Origin of the sequence: Streptomyces sp. NPDC018610 (genome assembly GCF_044391765.1) — a bacterium.
Lineage (GTDB): Bacteria > Actinomycetota > Actinomycetes > Streptomycetales > Streptomycetaceae > Streptomyces.
On sequence record NZ_JBISAL010000002.1, the window covers coordinates 173,675 to 190,605 of the forward strand.

The 16,931-nt window shown below is 69.4% G+C and carries 12 protein-coding genes; 2 read left to right on the top strand and 10 right to left on the bottom strand.

The genetic code is table 11. The features are described from left to right. The first annotated feature begins 28 nt into the window (after positions 1 to 28). Positions 29 to 157 (top strand): DUF6408 family protein, encoded by a 129-nt coding sequence (locus ACH5A8_RS06230; RefSeq protein ID WP_398998539.1) that lies wholly within the window; start codon positions 29 to 31, stop codon positions 155 to 157. 55 nt (positions 158 to 212) lie between these two features. On the opposite strand, the gene ACH5A8_RS06235 is transcribed toward ACH5A8_RS06230, so the two are convergent. The 7 genes from ACH5A8_RS06235 to ACH5A8_RS06265 all read right to left on the bottom strand — a co-directional run bounded on the left by ACH5A8_RS06235 (position 213) and on the right by ACH5A8_RS06265 (position 11,850). Next, positions 213 to 2,354: a DUF2075 domain-containing protein gene (locus tag ACH5A8_RS06235; protein ID WP_398998541.1), complete on the bottom strand. Its 2,142-nt coding sequence runs from the start codon at positions 2,352 to 2,354 to the stop codon at positions 213 to 215. A 184-nt stretch (positions 2,355 to 2,538) separates the two neighbouring features. Beyond that, on the bottom strand, positions 2,539 to 4,425 hold the full coding sequence (locus ACH5A8_RS06240; protein WP_398998543.1) for a DNA/RNA helicase domain-containing protein: 1,887 nt from the start codon (positions 4,423 to 4,425) through the stop codon (positions 2,539 to 2,541). 459 nt (positions 4,426 to 4,884) lie between these two features. Further along, positions 4,885 to 6,687 carry an adenylyl cyclase gene (locus ACH5A8_RS06245; protein ID WP_398998545.1) on the bottom strand — a complete coding sequence of 601 codons (1,803 nt, stop codon included), beginning with the start codon at positions 6,685 to 6,687 and terminating at the stop codon, positions 4,885 to 4,887. 550 nt (positions 6,688 to 7,237) lie between these two features. Next, on the bottom strand, positions 7,238 to 8,548 hold the full coding sequence (locus ACH5A8_RS06250; protein ID WP_398998546.1) for an Ig-like domain-containing protein: 1,311 nt from the start codon (positions 8,546 to 8,548) through the stop codon (positions 7,238 to 7,240). Between the two features lie 331 nt (positions 8,549 to 8,879). Beyond that, the gene (locus ACH5A8_RS06255; protein WP_398998548.1) at positions 8,880 to 9,386 is read right to left on the bottom strand and encodes a hypothetical protein; all 507 of its coding nucleotides are present in this window, start codon (positions 9,384 to 9,386) and stop codon (positions 8,880 to 8,882) included. Positions 9,387 to 9,556: 170 nt separating this feature from the next. Then, on the bottom strand, positions 9,557 to 11,380 hold the full coding sequence (locus ACH5A8_RS06260) for an alpha/beta hydrolase (protein ID WP_398998550.1): 1,824 nt from the start codon (positions 11,378 to 11,380) through the stop codon (positions 9,557 to 9,559). 8 nt (positions 11,381 to 11,388) lie between these two features. Beyond that, positions 11,389 to 11,850: a hypothetical protein gene (locus ACH5A8_RS06265; RefSeq protein WP_398998552.1), complete on the bottom strand. Its 462-nt coding sequence runs from the start codon at positions 11,848 to 11,850 to the stop codon at positions 11,389 to 11,391. A 611-nt stretch (positions 11,851 to 12,461) separates the two neighbouring features. On the opposite strand from ACH5A8_RS06265, the gene ACH5A8_RS06270 reads away from it, so the two are divergent. Beyond that, complete coding sequence (locus ACH5A8_RS06270; RefSeq protein WP_398998554.1) at positions 12,462 to 13,262, top strand: N-formylglutamate amidohydrolase; 801 nt, start codon at positions 12,462 to 12,464, stop codon at positions 13,260 to 13,262. 109 nt (positions 13,263 to 13,371) lie between these two features. Here ACH5A8_RS06270 and ACH5A8_RS06275 read toward each other — a convergent pair whose 3' ends face one another. The 3 genes from ACH5A8_RS06275 to ACH5A8_RS06285 form a co-directional block, all read right to left on the bottom strand. Beyond that, entirely contained in the window at positions 13,372 to 15,522 is a 2,151-nt protein-coding gene (locus tag ACH5A8_RS06275; RefSeq protein WP_398998556.1) for a serine protease, read from the bottom strand. Beyond that, on the bottom strand, positions 15,519 to 15,836 hold the full coding sequence (locus tag ACH5A8_RS06280; RefSeq protein ID WP_398998558.1) for a trypco2 family protein: 318 nt from the start codon (positions 15,834 to 15,836) through the stop codon (positions 15,519 to 15,521). Before ACH5A8_RS06280 ends, ACH5A8_RS06275 begins: the two co-directional genes overlap by 4 nt. A 134-nt stretch (positions 15,837 to 15,970) precedes the next feature. Continuing rightward, on the bottom strand, positions 15,971 to 16,735 hold the full coding sequence (locus tag ACH5A8_RS06285; protein WP_398998560.1) for a hypothetical protein: 765 nt from the start codon (positions 16,733 to 16,735) through the stop codon (positions 15,971 to 15,973). Positions 16,736 to 16,931 lie beyond the last annotated feature (196 nt).

Consider the following 16,931-nt stretch of genomic DNA (forward strand, 5'->3'; position numbering starts at 1 on the left):
CCTGCTCACCACCAAGGAGTGGTCACCCATGGCTCCTGTCGAGTACCAGCCTGCGCGTCACGCCCGGTTCCGCAAGATCCTGGCGGACGTCGCCATCAATGTGGTCGCCAACCTGTTGGTGGCGGCCATGATGTCGGCAGCACACCTGCTCTTCTGAGGCAGGCCAGTGGCGGGCTCCCGGGGGGCCCGCCACTCCACAGCGATCCGAGGGCTCAGAACAACATCATCTCGTTCTTCCGCTTCTCCCTGTTCCGCGCCCGCCGCGCCCTGCGGCCCCGCCCACCCCCGACGTGCCGGGCGATCCTCAGATCGGGCGGGATGGACTCCTGGGTCGGTCGGAGCCCGTGCACATCGGTCTCCCCGACCAGTTCCCTGAGGTGCCGCCGGGTCTCCTCGTCGGTGGAGTAAAGCACGGTCGCCCGGCTCGCTCTGGTCAGCAGGACGTGGTAAGCGTTGCGAACGCAGCGGGCGAAGGCGTCGTCGTCGAGGGTGCTCGTGCGCACCTTCGGATCGAGCGATCCCGGTTTCGACACCCGCATCACCCCGGCATCCGGGTCCTTGCGCTGCCTTCCTCTCTGGAACACCCACCGGTCGGTGCGCCAGACCATGTCGTCGCCCATGATCACCCCGCACCAGTCCCACTCGAGCCCCTGAGCGGTGTAGACACAGCCGATCTGTCCGATACCGGCGTCATGCACGGGCCAGATCCTCGACGGCGGCTCGCCGTTGGCGCAGAAGGACTCGCTCGAGGAGTTCCACGGGCGGTGCCAGTCACCGATGCGCACGTCGTTCTCGAGGTTCTTGTCCCTGTCCGGTTTGCTCCAGGGCCAGCAATATCCCGCCACCATCCGGGCGGTCGCACCGGCATCGAACTCGGTGCGGACGATGTGCTCCAGCTCGCCGGGCGTGTCGACGACCTCGATGTGCATGAGGCCGTCCGGGACCCACTCGTACGCCTCCTGCGGTGAGACACCAAGCAGCGCACGGACCCAGCGGATGTAGGCGTCACTGCCTCCGCACCTGTACTGCTCCACCAGACGGTAGTGGCGGAAGACGGCACCATGCCGTCGCGCGGCGTCCTCGATGAGTTCTGCCGTGCCCACCTCGTACGGGCGCACGGTCTGAGCCCCGTCGAGGAAGAACACGGTCAGGCGGGACGCCTCGATGAGTTCGTCCACCTGCGGCTTGGTACCCCGCTTCTCCGCGGGCAGCCGCCAGTGCGTGGTCCTGTCCCGCAGCCGGTGCGCCTCATCGCAGATCAGCGCGTCCAAGGGTGGCTCCGGCGGGTTCACGAAGTTGCTGAAGTACGCGAAGCGCTCACGGAACTCGGTCTCGGTGTACCCGACGTTCTCCTTGATCGCGGCGTTGAAGGCCCGCGATCCGCTCGCGTACCTCACCGTTCGGCCGGCGGCTTCGAAATCGGCTCGTAGTTGCAGTCCGATGGCGCTCTTGCCGGTGCCGGCTCCACCGGTGACCAGGAAGACCGCACGCTGCGGACGAGGGACCAACGCCTCCCGGCCCGGGGCGTCCAGAATCAGTTCCGAAGCCTCGAGCACCTCGTCGGCGACCTTCTTCTGCCGACCTCTCAGAGTGAAGACCGTGTCCTCACCGTTCGACTTGACCATGGCGTCGAGCAGCGGCGTGTTCCGGAGGTTCATCCGGTGCAGGATGTACTCGGCCGCCGAGCAGTCGTCCTCTTCGGTGAAGTGGCACCGCAGATCCTTGAGAAGTCTGACCCGACTGTCGCTCGTGTACGTGCGGGCACAAGGCCCCGTGGGTGCGTCGACACCCAGCAGTGGCCGGACGGACTCGTCCGTCGCGTTGTGCAGGTAGGCGAATCCGCCGCATTCGAACTGCAATCCGTTCAGCGGACCATCAGGACCGGTGAACAGCGCGTGGTACTGACCGAGCTGAAGAGCAGGATGAGGGACGGGTTCCTCGATCCCCGGCACATGGACGAGATCAGCCGTCGCGGCCTCCACCCTTGTCACCGACGACCACTGCTTCAGCTCGACGAGCTGCACGGAGAGGGTTCCTTCCGCGGGGTGCCTGCCCACGAGGACCACATCGATCTGGCCGTGTGTTGTCGCTGACCCGTGGGCGGCGTCCACGGTGGGCGAACACTCGACGATCATCTCGACGTTGCCGCGTCCGGCAGCGACCAGGTCTTCCGCCAGCGAGACGAGGCTGCGCGCCCACGCCGAGCGCTCACCGACGGAGGACTCACCTCGTTGGAAGTGCACCCAGCGGGCCGCGAGGTGGGGCACCAGGCGGCGCCGTGCGTTCAGAGCGAGCAGGTCCCGTGCCGCCAATCGCAGCAGGAGCATGGACACCAGGAGGATCCCCCAGAGCACGAGTGACTCGTGCGGGTGGGGGCGTGTCCATGCAGGAAGCCCGTCGGGCCGCAACCGGTATCGGGGATCTTATGCACGCACCGGCTCGGCCCGGTAACCAGGAGCGGAAATCAGTCCGTTCAGGCAGAGTGAGCGGCTTGATCACGCCATGCGCGGGAGGACCCGGCCCTATGGACGGGAGCGGTCAGGCCAAAGCCAGGTCCCGCTTCGAACCTCCCACGAGTTGACGCAACTTCTCCCGCGTCTCCGGGTCCGTCGAGTAGACGATCGTGCCGATCATGCCCCGTGTCAGCAGCACCTTGTACGTGTTGCGGATAAGACGGTCGACGTCGGCATCCGAGGTCGACCTCTTGAAGACAGGATCCTTGGACGCCGTTCGGTCCGTGACCCAGCGGTCGCCGCGCCAGACCAGGTCGGGGCCGATGATGACGCCGGACCAGTCGTACTCGAAGCCCTGGGCGGTGTAGACGCAGCCGACCTGGCCGAAGCCGGCCGGGTCGGTGGCCCACAGGGCGGACGGTGGCGCGCCGGAGACGGAGCGTTCGCCGCGGAGGTTCCAAGGACGGGCCCAGTCACCGATGACCACATCGGCCGGTAGCGGGTCACCCGGCTTGGGCTCCGGGGACCAAGGCCAGCAGTAGCCGGCGGACATGCGTGCGCCGTATCCCTGAGCCCGGCGCGCTTCCAAGAACTCCTCCAGCTCCCGCGGGCTGCCGGCGACGAGCAGTTGCATGCGGTCGTCGGGTTCCCATATCACCGGCCCGCCCGGCAGGAGATCCAGGAGGCGCACCACCCAACGCAGGTAGGCGTCGCTTCCGCCGCAACGGAACTGGCTCTCCAGCGGCACCACATGACACTCGAGACCCTTCCCGGCCGCAGCCGCCTCGATCTCCTCGACGGTGCCCATCTCACCGGGGCGCACCACCTGGTGCTCGTCGAGGAGGAAGACGGGGACACGGGCGACGTCGATGAGTTCGTCGATCTGCCGCTTGCCGGTTCGGTGAGCCGCCGGTGTGTAGCGGTTGGCCGAGGTCTCGCGGACCCGGTGGGCCTCGTCGCAGATCAGGACGTCGAGGGCGTTCTTCTCGGCCGTCATGAAGCTGTTGAAGTACTTGAACAGGTCCTGCACCTCGCGCTTGCGCGTGCCGGCGACCTTGCGCATCGTCTTGGTGAAGGACTGGGAGCCGGTCGCGTGCAGGGCGGGGACCCCCTGCCGGTACAGCTCCCCGAGCAAAGAGAGCGCGATGACGCTCTTGCCGGTGCCGGGGCCTCCGGTGACGACCACTACCTCCTTGTGGTCGGACTGCTTGGCCTTGCGGACGGCGTTGAGCACCATGCGATATGCGACCTGCTGCTCATCCAGCAGCACGAACTGCTCGCGCTCACGCACCTCCTGGGCCGCGACCGACATCAGCTGCTTGGACGGCACCGTCCTGCCCGCTTGCAGTTCGTCGGCCGGGCGTGCCCCCGGCACCTTGTCGCTGAGCCTGGAGCGGAGATGGTCGATGAACTCACCACGCCGCTCCCCCGTGAACAGCTGACCACGGTCGTCGAGTTCCACCGCCCGAAGGGCGCCCACACCGAATTCGGTCGCGTTGTGCAGATACGCCACGCCACTGACCCGGCTCGGGTGCTCGGCCACGGCACCGTTGAAGTTGACGAGGTACTCGCAGTAACGGCGCACCTGCTCGATGGGGTTGAGGACGGGATGCGCGTAGGCATCGATCCGGCAGAGGGCCGGGTCGTCCTCGTCCGGCTCGGCCTGGCTCCACTGCTTCAGTTCGACGACGACGTACGACGGCTCGCCCGTGACGGGGTGCACTCCCGCCAGCACGGCGTCGGCGCGCTTGCTGTTGAGCGGGAGCGCGTACTCGAGCATCACCTCCACCTCACCGAGTCCCGCGTCGTTGAGTACACCCGCCAGTGCGGGGATGCTCCGCTCCCAGGAACGGACCTCGGAGGTGCCGGGGCGATATCCGTGCATGTGGACGAACTGCTCGGTGAGGTGGAGGTACAGCGAGCTGTCCAGCGCCCGGGCAGCGATCGTGTGTGCGGACTCGCGGAACAGCAAGGACTTCCCCCAGGCAGCACGAAGTAGCTCGTGCGGGTGGGGGCATGTCCTTCGAGACTCCACCGAGGCGGAGCGGAAGCCCGTCGGGCCGCTATGACGATGTGATCAAGAATACCTGCCTGTCCTCGGTGAGGGACGGTGGTCCCCCAGGGTCGGGCCAGCAGGTGATCCGCTGTCGAATGCTCCGCAGAAGGCTCCCGATAGCAGCGGCGGCCCCGGACGACGACCCCTTGCGTGTAGAGCCGCACGCGGCCATATGCACCCGACACCCGCGGCGAACGCCTCCCTCACCTGTCCGCCCACACCCCGGAGGCCGGCCCGCGCGACGGCTGGCGCGGCCTCCTGTTCGTCGAGGCCCTGGCCGAGCGCTGGGGCTGGAGTCCCCGCGCCGACGGCGGACCCGGCAAGACGGTGTGGGCGGAGTGCGCCTCGTAGGCAACGGTGCCCGCAAGGCGCGGGTCAGACCGTGCCGACCCCGTTCGAGTACGACTTCATGCTGTAGGTTCCGAAGCCGTTCTCGACGGGGTCGCCCGTGTTGTTGACGCAGTGTCGGATGCCGCCGCCGCCCGCGCCGTTGAGGCAGACGTCCATCAGCGAGGTGAGGACGACGCCGGGGGTGTCGGGGACCTCGTAGGCGCGGTCGGTGTAGATGTTCGCCTCCAGGTTGAAGAAGGCGTAGCTGCCCAGGCCCCAGGCGTGGTGCTCGGTGACGTGGTCGGCGACCTTGTAGGCGGCGAAACCGTTGGTGGCGCCGTGTCGCCAGGCCGACTGCGTCGGGACGTCGTACGGGTGCTCGTTCTGGAAGAAGTAGGTGCGGCCGTGGTTGCCGTTCCAGAGCACCTCGTAGTTCTGGTGGTGCTCGACGAACAGGCCGTAGGCGGTGACCCGGTCGCCGTTGACGAGGAAGCCGACGCCCGCGGGGTTGACCGCCCATCCGACCGAGCCGTCCAGGCCGTGGTCGGCGCGCCAGGCCCACACATGGTCGACGATCACGTCGTTGCTGTCGATCCGGATGCTGACCTCGGTGCCGCCGGAGACGGCGCCGCCGATGCGCGGGAAGATGTCGAAGAGCGCGGTGGGCCGGTGCGCATGGTTCTTGCGGCTGCGGCCGTCGCCGACGCGCAGCAGCACGGGGGAACTGGCGGAGGCGGCTTCCAGGATGACGCCGGCCACGGAGACGTCGTCGATGTCGGCGACCTCGATGAGCGCGTTGTTCCTGACGGCCTGGAGGGTGGCCAGGCCGAGGCCGAGGACGACGGTGCCGGGGCGGGACACCCGCAGCGGCGCGGACAGCGGGTAGACGCCCGGGGTGAACAGCAGGTGCTTGCCCCTGGCGAGCGCCGCGTTGATGCTCGCGGCGGAGTCGCCCGGCTGTGCGACGTGGAACTCGGTCAGCGGGACGCTGTGGCCGGCGGCCGGCCCGTGGGCCCAGGAGGTGCCGGTGCTGTCGCGGCGCAGCGCGGGGACGAAGACGTGGTAGGCCCCGTGGCGGTCCACGGTCAGGAACGGCTTCTCCCGGATGACCGGGGTGCGGTCCACGGTCGTGTAGGGCGGGGTCGGGAAGGATGTGGCGGGCGCGCCCTGGACGCCGACGAAGACCATGTTCCAGTTGGAGCCGGTCCAGCTGCCGATGGTGTCGTTGCGCGACAGCCACTGCTGCTGCGAGCCCGAGTCGATCCGGCCGTCCACCAGGCTGTCGGCCAGGAAACCGCCACTGGACCACCCGTTTCCGGGCGGGCTCGGCATGAGGATCATGTTGCCCTTGACGTGGACGCGGCGCATCGGTGCGGCCTGGGCGACGGCCCAGCGGTCCAGCCCGTCCGGCGGCACGATGGTCAGGTTCTCGGCGGCCCGCCAGAAGTCCTGGGTGCCGTTTCCCTCGAACCACTGGGCGTCGACGGTCACATGACCGTTGATCACGACGTCCTCGGGGCTCGCGCCGAGCCCCAGTACGTGGGTGTAGAAGCCGACGTTGATCTCGACGTTGTACGTGCCCGGCTTGAACGCCAGGGCGTAGCGCTCGGTGCCGAACTGGTTGGACTCCTGGACGGCGAACACGGCGTCGATCCGCGCCTGGATCGCCGCGTCGCCCATCGACGGGTCGAAGACCAGGACGTTCCGTCCCAGACCGGCCGTCCCGTGGCCGGCGCCGCCGTGGCCGCCCGGGCCGGCGGCGGAGGCGGGGGGCGACGCGAAGGCGGATCCTGCGGTGGCGCCGGCCAGCGGCACCGCTGCGGCAGCGGCAGCCGCCCCGCGGAGCATGGCACGACGAGAGGGAATCACGGACACGGCTCTCCCTGAACATGGTGGGCATACGGGACCGCGGCTGGTCCCCAACCGCGAGAGAGCGCTCTCAGAGACGGAGTGAATCATCACCGGTATGCAGCGTCAACAGGTCCGTACCAGTAACAGCTCGCCCCGCCAGCCGAGTTGTCCAGCGCTGCGTCACGCCGTGGGATACGCATAGTGGGGCATCCGCTCGGCCCCGACATCACGGCCGTCACCGACGGTCACGCGGGTTGCGGGCCGAAGAGTCTCCGGTTCGCCGGCGGCCGTGACAGGCCGCCGGCGCGTGTACGGATCGTGCCCCGGCGACAGCCGCCAACGCGGGGAGTTCCAGGCTCAGGGGCCCAGGCGCCGAAGTCACCGCTGCGCCCGGTCACCGGGCGAAGCGAGCGGCACCCGGGACAGCGGCAGATTCCCGGGCCGGGACCGCCCGGGCACCCCGACGCGCCGGGCGGCGGCCGACGTGGTGTCGGCCGCCGCCCGACGGGAGGGGTTCGCGGTCAGGTGCGAGGGAGGCGGCCCGGCGTCAGCCGGTGGCGCTGCCCGCGACCCACTGGCTCCACGGCATGTTCCAGTCGCTGAGCCCGTTGTCCGGGGCCAGCTTGGTGGTGTCGTCGGAGTTCTTGACGATCACGACGTCACCGATCAGCGAGTGGTCGAAGAACCACGCGGCGGGCTGCTTGCTGTCGCCGCCGTTCCTGGCGTCCTTCAGGCCCACACAGCCGTGGCTGGTGTTGAGCTTGCCGAAGACCGAGTCGGCGCCCCAGTAGTTGCCGTGGATGAACGTGCCCGAGTCGGTCAGGCGCATGGCGTGGGGTACGGCCGCGATGTTGTACGAGGGCTTGCCGTCCTTCTCCGTGAGGTTGACGCTCGCGGCGTCCATCCGGATGTGCCGGAACTTCTCGGAGACGACCATCTGGCCGTTGTACGTCGGGTGCTCGGAGCTGCCGGACGAGATCGGGATGGTCTTGATCGTCTTGCCGTTCCGCACGACGGTCATCTGCTTCGTCCCGGCGTCGACCGTGCTGATCTGGCTCCGGCCGATCTTGAACGTGACCGTCTTCCGCACGCCCTGGGAGGTCAGGTTCACGGTGACGGTGGAGCCGGGCTTCCAGTAGCTCTGGGGGCGGAAGTCCAGGCGGCCGTCGTTGAGCCAGTGGCCGACGACCCGCTGGCCGCTGCTGGAGCTCACCTGGATCTTCGACTGCACGGCGGCCTTGTCGGCGACCGCCTTGTCGAAGGTGACCGTCACCGGCATGCCCACGCCGACGGTCGAACCGTTCTCGGGGGACAGATGCCCGATGAAGTCGTTGCCCGGGGAGACCGTGGTGATCGTGGCGTTCTCGGTCGCGGAGCGGCCCTGGGCGTCCGCGGCCTCCGCGGCGATCTGGTACTTGGTGGCCCGCTGCAGGCCGCCGTCCGGCGTCCACGAGGTGCCGTCCGCGGACAGGGTGCCAGGAAGCACGGTGCCGGTCGCGAGGGCGGTCATGGTCACCTTGGTGAGCTTGCCGTCGCCGACGGTGACCTTGACGGGCGCGTCGACCGCTACGTTGTGGGCGCCCTGGCCGGGCGTGATCTTTATTCGGGCGTCGGAGACGTCCTGGGCGGCGGCCCGGTCCGCCGGGGCCGACGTCTGCGTCTGGCCCGCCGGGGCCGACGTCTGCGCCGGATCCGCCGGAGCCTGCGTCTGCGCCTGGTTCCGGGTGCCGTCGTTCCCGGTGCCGTCGTTCCCGGTGGCGGCCATGGCGGTACCACCGAGGGCCGAGACCGCGAGCACGCCTCCGAGTACGCCGGCGGCGGTCGCCAGCCTGGTGTGCCGTTTACGTGCCGTGATCAAACGCTTCTCCCATGCCCTTGGTGTGTGAGTGCTGAAAGCCGGCCGCTGAAGGAGTGCAGCCACCTTTCGACCCACTTTTACACACCGACTAGGCCAAAATGGGCATACTGTGCCGAAGGCCACGTACCTCCGGTGGGCCACCCGCGACGCGGTGTCCACAGACTGGGACCGTGCGTGACCGGGCCCGGTCGGCGCCAGCACCTGCACCTGCACGCCGATGCCACGACGACCGCCTGCCGCCCGCCGGGCGCGCCCCGGGCCGCCCGGCACGTCCGCGTCGCCTCCGGACCACCCGGCACGCCCGGTCGCCGGCCCGTCGGTCAGGCCGATGTCAGGAGTGCCGTACCGTCTCCCCCTCGGGCGCCCGGTAGCAGCCCGAGGTGACCTCGATGCCGATGCTCGGGGTGGTCCGCTTGCTGTAGGCGACGATCCACACGCTCGCCTTCGCGGAGTCGTTGTCGGCGATGATGTTGAGGTTCTTGTTGGCGCTGTTGTCCTGGTAGGAGCTCTTGATCACCCAGCCGCCCGTGGCCAGCTTCCCCTTCAGGTTCCTCACGGCCTCGTCCACGTCGGCGCCGGAGGTGGGTTTGAAGTTCCACGGGTGGTAGACCTGGAAATACGTGTCGGGGTCCTTGCCCTCGCACGCCCTCACACCCGGTCCGGGCTCGGAGGCGCTGCCGGGGACACCGAGGAAGTCGTAGATCTGGCTGGAGACCGATTTCACCTTGGCGACCGCGTCGTCGGTCGAGGCGGTGCCCGCGTCGGGGATCTTCGCGCCGGCGTCGTCCGACGTGCCGGCGCCGGCGGTCGGGGGCTTGGTGTTGTCGTCGTCCGTCATGCCACATCCGCTGAGGAGGAGTCCGGTCAGTACGAGGGGGAGAGCGAGGGAGGCGCCGCGCAGGCGATGCCGGTGGGGGGTGGGGAACGGTGCGCGGAACATGTGGGTCCTAGGTGTCGTTCGGCGGGTCCGTGAGGGTGCGGGTGCGACTCTACGAGCAGGGGCCTGCTTCACTTCGGTGCGGTGACGTCGCCGTACTCGCCGACCACCACCAGCGCCTGGTTCTTCAGCGCCGTCGAGCCCTTGTTCCAGTACTGGCTGTGGCCCTCCGCCCCCGAGGTCGCCGTGGGACCGCTGCCCTCGGCGCCCGTGTTCATCTGGTTGGCGCCGAAGATGTCGTCGCTGGGGATGATGAACGTGCCGCCGCCCAGCTTCCACTGGCTGCCGCCGTGGCCCCAGCGGCCGATGTCGGGAACCGGGTCCCCGTCCGCCTCCTCGTTCCACACGTGCCCCTTGGGGACGTCCATCTCATCGGCCGAGCCGACCTTGACGCCCGGGCTGCCCGCGAAGATCACGTCGTCCGCGTTGAGATGGCCGGTCTGGGCCGCGGCGCCGATGAGCGTGGTGCCGTAGGAGTGCCCGATCGCCGTGCGGTGCGGATCGCCGGCGCCGCTGTGCGAGACGTCGAGGCCGTCCATGAACTGCCGGTAGGCGGGCGCCCCGTCGTAGGCGTAGTGCTCGAACGGGGAGTCCTTGACGATGTCCTGGGGCGCGTCGTAACCGAGCCAGGTGATGGTGGACACGGACGCGTTCGGAGTGGCCTGCTGCGTCTGGCGCCACAGTTCGGTCATCCGGTCGATGTCGCCGCCGATCTTGCCGAGGTTCGACGTCGTGCCGGGCACGTACACCGCCTGGTTCTGCGCGGTGTCGGGGTTGCCCGTGGCCACGACGGCCCTGCCGTGGCCCTCCGGGCTGAAGGCGAGCAGGTAGGCCTCGGGCAGTCCGCCCTCGCCCGTCTGGTCGAACCTGGTCCGGATGGCGTTCATGCCCTTGAGCGACGACTGCAGGTGCCGGTACTCGTCGCCGTACTTCTTGTCCCACTCCATCCATTCGTCGGTGTGCACCTTGGACGCCCAGCCGCCCGCGCTGATCCACGTCCACTCGTTGGCGGGCGGTTTCGGGATGGAGTCGATCCGCAGCTGGTACTCGGCCTGCTTCTCGTCGAGGACGATGCGGTTGGCCTCGTCGCGGGTCTCGGACGGGAGCCCGTCCAGCCGCCCGACCACATCGGGGTGGAGGGAGAGGTAGGCCTCCCGCTCCTCCGGGGTGAGCCCCTTCCACCAGTCGGCGTTCTGCTGCGGGCTGCCGTCGTGGGGAGGCGCGGCGATGGAGTCCAGGTAGTTCTTGGCCGCGTCCCGGACGCCGGCCATGTCCGACTGCGCGTCCTTGAGGTCCTGGTTGGACACGGTGAGGTCGTCGTCCGCCTTCAGCGCCCTGATCTTCGGCGCCCACTTGGCGTCCGCCTCCGTGGCCTCCTTCAGCGCCGCGGTGATCCGGTCGGCGACGTCGAGGGCCTCGGCGTGGTGCGGGTTGGGGTCGAAGTGGGCCGACTGGCGGGCGATGCCCTGCACCGCCGGGTCGGTCGCCCCGCTGACCGTGCCGCCCTTGGCGGGCGTCTCGGAGCCGTCCTTCGCCGGGCCGTCCGGGTAGGTGACGCTGCCGTCCGCGTTGACCGTCAGCTTCTGTGCCTGTGCGTCGTCGAGGGCGGACAGGAGCTTCTTGCGCGCGGCGTCGATGTCGTGGGCGAAGCCGCCCAGCGCCGTGCTGACCAGACCGCACTCGATCTGCGTGTAGTGGAAGTCGGCCGCCAGGTTCTTCAGTTCGCCGAGCGCGGCTTCGAGGGCCTGGCCCTCGAGGGACTTGCGCATGCCGGCGGCGACGACGTTGTCCAGGTGGTCCTTGGCCGCGCTCGCCATGTCACTGGTGGCACGGTAACCGTCGGCCGCCTCCTCGAACTCGGAGGGCTTCAGCTTCTTGAGTGTCGCGAGGTCCATGGCCGCCGCTACCGTCCGGCGTCCTGGCCGCCGACCGCGGGCGTGTCGGCGTACTTGGTCTTGATGACGCCGAACGCCGACCTGACGGAGTCGTCCGTCATCAGCAGGTCGTGGCCGACTTTCTCGAGGACGTCCTTGACGCTGCCGCAGCGCTCCTTGACGCTCTTGACGTAACGGGTCCAGGAGTCGTACACGTCCTTCTGGGCGGCGGCGGACAGGCATCCCGAGCCGACGTCGGTCCCCTTCTGGCCGTCGTCCAGGCGGCTCAGCGCCTTGTCCACGTTCGTCTTGAGCCCGTCCACGCCTTCCGCCGCCTTGTTCCAGGCCGCCTGGGTGGACTTCACCCCACCGGTGACGGAGCTGACCGACGGGCCGGGACCGTCACCGGCCGGATACTGGTTGAGCTGCATGTGCGTCGCGTGCCGCTCGGCGGCGTCCTGCTTCAGCCGCTCCCATTCGTCCCACGCCATGCGTGGTCTCCTCCCCCGTGGCCCGGGTGCTCCCCGGAAGTGCCGTCCTGCTTCCATGTGTCCGTCGAGGTCACCACGGCCGACGGTACGGGGCGCGCGCGCCGTACGGCGTCCGTTCGATCACTCAATCGGCCCCTGAGTATCCGTACCTGGGCGGGGGAAGCCGAGTCACGCCGTCGCGCGTGCGCGGGCGACGACAGGATTCGGCCACCGGACGGATGCCGGATCTTACGGCATATCAGCTGTTAGACGCCGGAATCACAGGAGTGGCGCACGGTCAACAGGGCGTGCGAAGTTGGCTGGAAAGCGCTGGCGGAACGTGTCAGGGCATACCGCCGCCTCCCGCACCGGCCACCGGTCCTCGCAACAGCCTGGCGGCCGCCGACGGCTCACCGGCCGAGCGCCCGCGCCGGGCGCGCCCGGTGAGCGACGGCGGCTGCCAGGCTCCGTCGGCCCGGTAGAGGTAGGCCCGCGCCCGCGAATGTCACAGGCCTGTCCTATGATCACCGCACTTGATCACGCGGTGCCGCGCACCGCCCGGTCAGGCAGGCGGGAGGCGTGCTTGCCTCTCGACGTACGATCCACGGCAACGCGTAATGAGGACACCGCAGATGAACGACACCTCGCCCTCCTTCGAGGTCCTTCCCGGCTCGCCCGACTCCCCCGTGATCCTTCACGTCCCGCACTCCTCGCGGACGATTCCCGAGGACGTGCGCGGCGGGATCACCCTCGACGACGCCGCGCTCGAACGCGAACTGGACCACATCACCGACTCGCACACCGCGCGGATCGCCGCGGCGGCCGCCGCCCGCTGCCCGGTCGCGCCCTGGCGGTTCGTGAACGGCCTCTCGCGGCTGGTGATCGACCCCGAGCGGTTCCCCGACGAGCGGGAGGAGATGCTGGCGGTGGGCATGGGCGCGGTGTACACGCGGACCACGCACCGCGCGCCGCTGCGTCCGGCCGACCACGACGGACAGCCGCTGATCGAGCGGTACTTCCACCCGTACGCCGCCGCCATGACCGACGCGGTCGGCGAACGGCTGGCGGCCGTGGGCCGGGCGGTGATCGTGGACGTGCACTCGTACCCGACCGCGCCGCTCCCCTACGAACTGCACGGCGACGGACCGCGCCCCCCGATCTGCCTCGGCCACGACGCCTTCCACACCCCGCCGGAGCTGCTGGCCCACGCGGAGAAGGCGTTCGCGGGCTTCGGCGGCACCGGGGTGAACAGCCCCTTCGAGGGCGCGTACGTACCTCTGAGGTACTACGGGAAGGACCCGCGGGTCAGCGCGCTGATGATCGAGATACGCCGGGACGTCTACATGAGCGAGCCGGGCGGCCCGGCGGGCCCGGGGCTGGACGCGCTCGCCGAGGCGGTGGCGCGACTCGTCGACGCGGTGGGCAGGGGCTGACGTCCCCCGGTCGCCGGGGTCCGGACGACAGGGCCGGCCGACGACCGGGGCGTCACCGACCGCCGCCGGCCCCGGCAGGACCGTGCCCCCCTCCGCAAACCCCACCCGATCACTTGGCCACGTCCTTGGAGCCCGGAGACAGCCCACCGAACTGCTCGGTGAACTTCTGGTAGGCCTTCGCCCGATCGGCGGGTGAGGGTGACTGGGCGTCACGCGTGATGTCGCTCCATACCGTGCCGTCCTGCCTGGACCTGAACTCCTTCAAACGCTTCTGATAGTCCTCGTCCCAATCCTGGACGATCCCGACCCGAGCAGTGACGAGCACCCCCGTCAGCGCAAGGACGAGACAGGCCACGAACCAGAAACCACTGTGCGCGATCACTCCGGCGACCAGGGAGAGTGCCGCGATGACACACACCCTGCCCACTCCGGCCGCGAAGCCCTCATCGCGCAGCCAGCGGCCGAGGTCTTCCACCGGCGGACGATAGGCCGCTCCCAGTCTGAGAACCGTGCGCAGTCGGCCCAGGAAGGCGGCCAGCGAAAGCGCGCCGAACTCCCCGGCGACCCTCCAGGCGACGTCTGGCCGCGCCCATCCCCACATGAGCCAGGAGACCGAGACCAGGACCACGCCCCACACGCCCATCCATGCCGCCGCGCGGGTCACCGCACCCAGCTGGGCCCTGGACGAACACCGCTCCGCCTCGAGCCGGGCCCAGTCCCGGTCCCGCCCCTCTCGCGCATGCTCCAGGACCCGGGCCATCCTGGCTTCCGCCGCCTCCTTCGCGGTGCGCTCGGCGGCTTCGGCGTCATCGAACTCGGCGGTCGCGTACGCGGCGAGGGCGGTACGCACCACCCACCCGATGGCCGTCTCCGGGCCACCGTCCCGCGAGCGCATCCAGTCGTACCACCCGACCCGTCCAGCGGGGGGAGGCGTCGCCCTCTCATCGAAGGCGCGCAGCCGGGCCACGGAACTGTGACGGGTGAGGAGACCCACCAGCAACAGTACTTTCGCCTCGCCGCGCGCCCACTCGCTCACTCCGCTGGGCAGATCGGGCGCACGTTCGATCATCCGCAGCCAGGCCGCCTGCGCCTCGGTCCAGGCGTCCTGCATCCCAGCCATCCAGCGCAGCCGGGTGAAACCCGCCAAGGTCTCCAAGAGGCCTCCCTCGCGGAGAGCCTCGAACAGCTCCAGCTCCGGACCGCTGTTCTCGAATCCCCGCAGACACGCACGCGCCAGCATCTCCCCGGTGACGGCGGTCCCCCGCCAGACCGGCTCCCCTTCCGGATCGAGTCGGCACAGCAGGCGCAGCACCTTCAGGTCGTCCCCCACCTGCGGATCCGCGAGCGCTTGGTCGGTCGCCTCTCGGTGGGTCTCGACGCCGCCGACCGGATCGTCGAACTGGCGTAACCAATCGGACAGTTCCTGGACCTTGTCCGAGCCGCCTCGGGCCGCTGCCCCGCCCTCGAAGAGCTGCTCGCGGGCGACGTCCCAGCCGGCTCGCAGGGTCACCGCCAGATCCCGCGGGGTCGTGTGGGGTACACCAGCCAGTCGGTACGGCTTCGGCCGGCGGGGAACGGACGAGAGGTCGACGGTGAACGGGCGGTCCCCGGTATACCGCTTCAGCGCCGAAGCGAACGACGCGTCATCGAGAAGCGCTCTGCTCTTGATCGCTTCCAATCGCTGATGGCGCCAGTTGTGCGGCGCCTCGACGACGAGGCCCAGAATCCCACCCCGGGCGAACAAGGCGGCTCCTGACATGCCCTCCCACGGTGATCTTCCGCTCGCCAACTCGGGTGAGACGTCCTTGACGTCCAGCACATATCGACCGCGCACGATGCCGGACGCCGGGCGTAACGCGCACTCGATGTGTTCGATGTCCAGGTTCCGGCCCTGCCCCCACTGGGCCCGGGGAAACCCCATCGCCTGGCAGCGGACCGGCGACTCGTCCGTGAGCCGCGCCCAGGTCACCGGCCGCAGACGGGTCGCCGTTTCCGGTCGGACCAGGGCTCGGCGCGAAGCGAGCAACGCGGCGTCGCACTCCCCGTCATGCCGCCGCCAGACGACTTCGCACTGCTGAGCACCGCTGCCCCGCACCACCATCGCGCGTGCGCTGCCGTTGTCGCCGACGACGTGCGCGGCCGTGAGCACCAACCGGGCCGCCAGCAGATAGCCGCTGCCCGTCCGGCCGTCGCACAGCACGGCGGCGACACGCTCATGGCTGGGGCCGAGCGAAAGCCCTCCAGGCAGGGGGCTGTTCACAGGGGCCCTGCCGTGGTGAAACCGGCGGTGCCGCCTTCGCCCTCCGCGGCGACGAGCAGCGGATCACCGTCTGCCCGCCTAGGTTCCAAGGTGAACGACACGCGATGGGTGCGCGTCCTGCTTCTGCCCGCGTCCACCTCCCCCGAGAGGACGTACGCCTTGATTCCGCCCCGCGCCCGGACATCTCTGCGCAATTCGACGGTGAATTCCATCTGGATGGGTCCGACTTGGAAAGTGACGTCGTTCCCTGCTCCTCGTGCGGCCGCATTCAGCAACTCGTTGCGAATGGCTTCCACCGCTTCGGCGAGTTCCAAGTCCCTGGCCGTCAACGCGCCCCCTCGGTCGATGGTCTTGCTCGCGGTCTCTGTCTTGAGGTCTGTACCACAGCGCGAGTCGGGGCCCCACGGACCGCGTCGGAGTGATCCTGATGCGTGCGGCCCCTTCCGCGTCAAGGGATCTCTTCCCGCAGGAGGGTCACAAGCTCCTCATGCTTGTAGCCCCAGAGGCGGGCGACCTCGTTCGGATCACCCAGCCCGTCGACCAGCGCCAGATGCCTGGCCAGGTGGCTTTCGACATCGGCCCGGTTGGCCTCGCCGTTCCCCGAGGAGATCCACTCGGACAGCTCCGCGACGTTCGCGGCCAGGTCGTCGCTCGCACTCGCCTTGAACTTCCACCGCAGCCAGTTCGTCCCCTTGAGCACGGCCCGAGCACGGTCACTGGCGTAGGAGAGACCCTGGGTGTGCGAGCCGTACCGGAGGAGACCGGCGGACTCGAGGATCAGCAGGGACCGCACCAGGCTCACGTCCTCCTCGCACCAGTCGGACGGTGAGAGGGCGGGCAGGTCGTCACCGGGCTGGGCCCGCTTCACGTCCCTCGCCGCGTTCATCCACTTCGAGGCGGCGTTGGCGTCTATGTCGGCCCGCGCCGCCAGTCGGCTCGCGCCCAGTTCGAGAATGTGATCGGCGGTGGCCACCCCCGCGGCGAGGAGCACCATGGGGTTGACGTCGGCCTGCTTGCGCAGGAGGCCGGTCACCGGGGTGCCGCTCAACCTGTCCTGAGCGCTTCGCTTCTTCTTGGCGTCCCGCGCTTTGAAGGCGTTGAGCTGCGCTTCCTTGTGCAGGGCCGCGATCTGTTTGAGGATCGGCGGTTCTTTGTCGATCTGAAGCTTCAGCCACTGACGGGCGGCGTTGCGATCTAAGTTCTGTCCGGGCACGGATGCGGGATCCGGCTGCGCACCAGCACTCACAAACCCTCCGAGTAAGGTCACTGCCAAGCAGGCGGTCATTATCCCCGTCCCGATGTCGGAACAACAGGGCGACGGCGGTGATGCGTGCACTGCACCGGCGCGCGTACGGAGCCCCGCCGGACCACACCGCCCCTCCCTTCCCCCCAGCGGCGATACCGACTCC